Origin of the sequence: uncultured Microbacterium sp. (assembly GCF_963521695.1) — a bacterium.
Lineage (GTDB): Bacteria > Actinomycetota > Actinomycetes > Actinomycetales > Microbacteriaceae > Microbacterium.
Genome location: NZ_CAUQWC010000278.1, coordinates 1 through 3,875, shown reverse-complemented (window position 1 = coordinate 3,875; position 3,875 = coordinate 1). Strand labels below are relative to the sequence as shown.

The window sequence follows — 3,875 nt, the reverse complement described above, 5'->3', positions numbered from 1 at the left end:
CGGTGAGGTGGCAGTCGGATTCGACGTAGGCGATACCCGCGGCGTGCGCAGCGGCGACCGCGGCGAAGGAGTTCTCGACGACGCCGTGCCGCGCGGCATCCGGAGTCACCAGTCCCCGGTGGGCGAGCACACGCGGGGCGTCGGGGGAGAGATACGGATGCCGCGTCATCGGGCGGGGGCGTCCTTCGGCGCGACGGCGGGTGGGTCGTCGGTACCTGTGCGCGAGGCGAAGGCGCCCGAGATGCCCTTGAGGGCCTCGGTGAACTCGCTCGGGATGATCCACAGCTTGCTCGAGGAGCTGTCGCTGATTTTCGGCAGGGTCTGCAGGTACTGGTAGGCGAGCAACTTGTCGTCGGGGCGGCCCTCGTGGATGGCGGTGAACACCGAATGGATGGCCTCGGCCTCTCCCTGCGCGCGCAGGACGGCCGCCTGCTTGTCGCCCTCGGCCTCGAGGATCACGGCCTGACGCCGCCCCTCGGCCTCGAGGATCTGCGACAGCTTCGATCCTTCGGCGGTCAGGATCACGGCACGGCGGTCGCGCTCGGCCCTCATCTGCTTCTCCATCGAGTCCTGGATCGAGTGCGGCGGATCGATCGCCTTCAACTCGACGCGTCCGACCCGGATGCCCCATTTCCCCGTCGCCTCGTCAAGGACCACCCGGAGCTGACCGTTGATGTTGTCGCGACTGGTGAGCGCCTCCTCGAGGTTGAGCCCACCCACCACGTTGCGAAGCGTCGTGGTGGTCAGCTGCTCGACGGCGCCGAGGTAGTTGGCGATCTCATAGGTCGCGGCGCGGGCATCGGTGACCTGGAAGTACACCACCGTGTCGATGGAGACGACGAGGTTGTCTTCGGTGATGACCGGTTGGGGCGGGAACGACACCACCTGTTCGCGCATATCGATGAGGGGACGCACCCGGTCGACCAGCGGTACGACGAGGTTCAGACCCGGCGAGAGGGTCTTGTGGTAGCGCCCGAGCCGCTCGACCACGCCCGCTCGGGCCTGCGGGATGATGCGGACGGCGCGGAAGATCACGACGATGACGAAGACCGCCACCACGATCGCGAGGACCCACCCGATCGTCACGGGGATGATGCTGTCGATGTTCATGTCGCGGCCTCCTGGTCGTGGGCGCGCTGCACGCTGGCGCGGACGACGGCGGTGGCACCGTCGATGCGGACGACCTCTATGCGCGTGGCGGGGTCGAGTCGGGTGTCGGCGTCGGCGCGTGCGGTCCACACGTCGCCGTTGACGAGCTTGACCTGCCCCGCGACAGACGGGGACACCCGCGACAGCACGAGGCCCTCGAGGCCGACGAGGGCCTCGACGTTGAAGGAGCGGGTGTCGCCGCCGCGGTGCAGGCGTCGCAGCAGGGGCGGTCGCAGGAAGGTGAGGAGAGCACCGGCCGCGAGCGCGGCCACGATGACCTGTCCCCACAGGGGCGCCCCGAACAGACCGGTCACGAGCCCCGCGGCACTGCCCACCGACAGCATCAGGAAGGTCAGCTCACCGGTGAGCATCTCGACGACCAGGAAGACCAGGATCAACACGAGCCAGCCGATCCATGACCACGTGTTGATAGTGGAGAGAACGTCCATTTCGCACCTCCTGAGCCTGAACGTAGCACTCGCGGGAGAGGGCGAGGCCGGTTCTCGACCACCCCACAGACTGCGGCCGCCGCGGGCTCGAGCGGAGCGGTCGGTAGGCTGGTGAGTCGATCCCGATCGTCAGGAGTAATCCGTGTCCCAGACCCTTCCGTCCGGCTCGCTGAGCGGCAAGACCGCTCTCGTCACCGGCTCGTCGCGCGGTATCGGTGCCGACACCGTGCGCTACTTCGCCGAGGCCGGTGCGAACGTCGTCATCAACTTCCGCAACAAGGCGCCCCGTGCCGAGAAGCTCGCGACGCAGCTGCGCGAGCTCGGCGTCGACGCCCTCGTCGTGGGGGCCGACCTCACCGACCCCGCGTCGGTGCGGGCGATGTTCGACGAGGTCGAGCGCACCTTCGGCGGTCTCGACATCCTCGTGCTCAACGCGTCGGGTGGCATGGAGTCGGGTATGGCGGAGGACTACGCCCTGCTGCTCAACCGCGACGCGCAGGTGAACGTGCTCGAGACGGCCCTGCCGCTGCTGAAGGACGATGCGCGCGTCGTGTTCGTCACCAGCCACCAAGCGCACTTCATCCGCACCACCCCGACCATGCCCGAGTACGAGCCCGTCGCCCTGTCCAAGCGCGCCGGAGAAGACGCGCTGCGCGAGAAGATCCCCGCCCTCGAGGAGCGCGGCATCGGCTTCACCGTCGTCTCGGGCGACATGATCGAGGGCACGATCACCGCCACGCTGCTCGAGCGCGCCAACCCCGGGGCGATCGCCGCCCGCCGCGGCGACGCCGGCAAGCTGTACAACGTGTCGGAGTTCGCCGCCGAGGTCGCCCGGGCCGCGGTCGACCCGGTGCCCGCCGACAACACCCGACTCGTCGGAGACACGGATTCGTTCGGAGGCGCGTGAGCATGCGCGCGACCGACATGGAGACGCTCGTCACGGTCGGTCGGCCGGCGATCTCGCCCGACGGCTCCTTCGCCGTCTTCGCGACCTCCCGCCCCGACCTCGTCGCCGACCGCGCGGTAGGGCAGTTGTGGCGGGTCGATCTGCCCGACGGATCGCCGCGGCGGATCACCCGCGGGGTGGCGGACCGCTCCCCGGCGCTCTCTCCCGACGGCGCGACGGTCGCGTTCCTCCGCGCCGATGCGAGGAGCCGGGCGCAGCTGTTCGTGGTGGCCGCCGGTGGGGGTGAGCCGGTGCAGGTGACCGACCTGCCCGGCGGTGTCACCGACCTCTCCTGGTCGCCCGACGGTACGCGTCTCGCGTTCACCGCGCGCGTGCCCGAGCCGGGCCGCTACGGCACCGTGGAGGGGCGGGATGCCGCGGCCGAGCCGCCGCGTCGCATCACCGGCGTGCGCTGGCACGCGAACGGCCTCGGGTACCTCGATCGGCCCACCCAGCTGTTCGTCGTCGACGCGCCGTCGACCGGGGTGGAACCGTTCTATGCGCCCGCCCCGACGCTCGACGCGCCCGACACGCGCGTCGTCGCGGCGGAGCCCACCCAGCTGACCGAGGGTGCGACGAGTTGGAGCGGCGTCTGCTGGACGCACGACGGCACCGAGCTGCTCAGCGTGCCCGACGTGATCGAGGCCGACCGGCGCGATCTGCGCGACCGGCTCATGGCCGTCGCGATCGAGGGCGGCACCCCGCGCGAAGTGCTGGGAACCGACGCCGACCTCTCGCTCTCCGAGGCCGCCGCAGCCCCCGACGGCGCGGTGTTCCTGCTCGCGAACGACGTCGGTCCCGAGGGGGTCGACTTCGTCGCCCCCGGCGTCGCGCTGTTCGTGCTCGAGGCAGACGGGCCGCGTCGCCTCACCGATGCCGAGACCGTCGACCTCGGCGAGGTCGGCAGCCACCTCTCGTTCGACGGCGACGACGTCCTCGTGCAGGACCGCACGCGAGGGCGACTGCGCTTGCTGCGGGTCACCCGTGGGGGAGAGGTCTCCGACGTTCTCGGGGGTGACCTCGAGGTGAACGGCCACGCCGTGGCGGGGGGCCGGGTCGTGGCATCCGTCGCCTCGCCCGAGTCGTTCGGCGAGCTGGTCGTGATCGACGGTGGTGCGGTGCGGACCGTCACCGACTTCGGCGGTGCCACGCGTGCGCGGGGCGTCGTCGTGCCCGTCGAGCACGAGATCGCCGGTCGTGACGGCTACCCGGTGCACGGCTGGGTCGCCGTGCCCGAGGGGGAGGGGCCCTTCCCGGTCATCCTGCAGATCCACGGGGGGCCGTACGCCTCGTACGGCGTGCACGTGTTCGACGAGACGCAGGTGCTCGTC

Annotated in this window: 4 protein-coding genes; 2 read left to right on the top strand and 2 right to left on the bottom strand. The window is 70.7% G+C overall.

Annotated elements, in window-relative coordinates:
• Window positions 1–165 precede the first annotated feature (165 nt).
• The gene (locus RWP81_RS15155; protein ID WP_314457488.1) at window positions 166–1,110 is read right to left on the bottom strand and encodes an SPFH domain-containing protein; all 945 of its coding nucleotides are present in this window, start codon (window positions 1,108–1,110) and stop codon (window positions 166–168) included.
• On the bottom strand, window positions 1,107–1,598 hold the full coding sequence (locus RWP81_RS15150) for an NfeD family protein (protein WP_314457486.1): 492 nt from the start codon (window positions 1,596–1,598) through the stop codon (window positions 1,107–1,109). Before RWP81_RS15150 ends, RWP81_RS15155 begins: the two co-directional genes overlap by 4 nt.
• A gap of 142 nt (window positions 1,599–1,740) precedes the next feature.
• Here RWP81_RS15150 and RWP81_RS15145 point away from each other — a divergent pair, with 142 nt between their 5' ends.
• Entirely contained in the window at window positions 1,741–2,505 is a 765-nt protein-coding gene (locus tag RWP81_RS15145) for an SDR family oxidoreductase (protein ID WP_314457484.1), read from the top strand.
• A gap of 2 nt (window positions 2,506–2,507) precedes the next feature.
• Window positions 2,508–3,875, top strand: a 1,368-nt coding sequence (locus tag RWP81_RS15140) for a S9 family peptidase (protein ID WP_314457482.1), incomplete at its 3' end; no start/stop codon positions are given.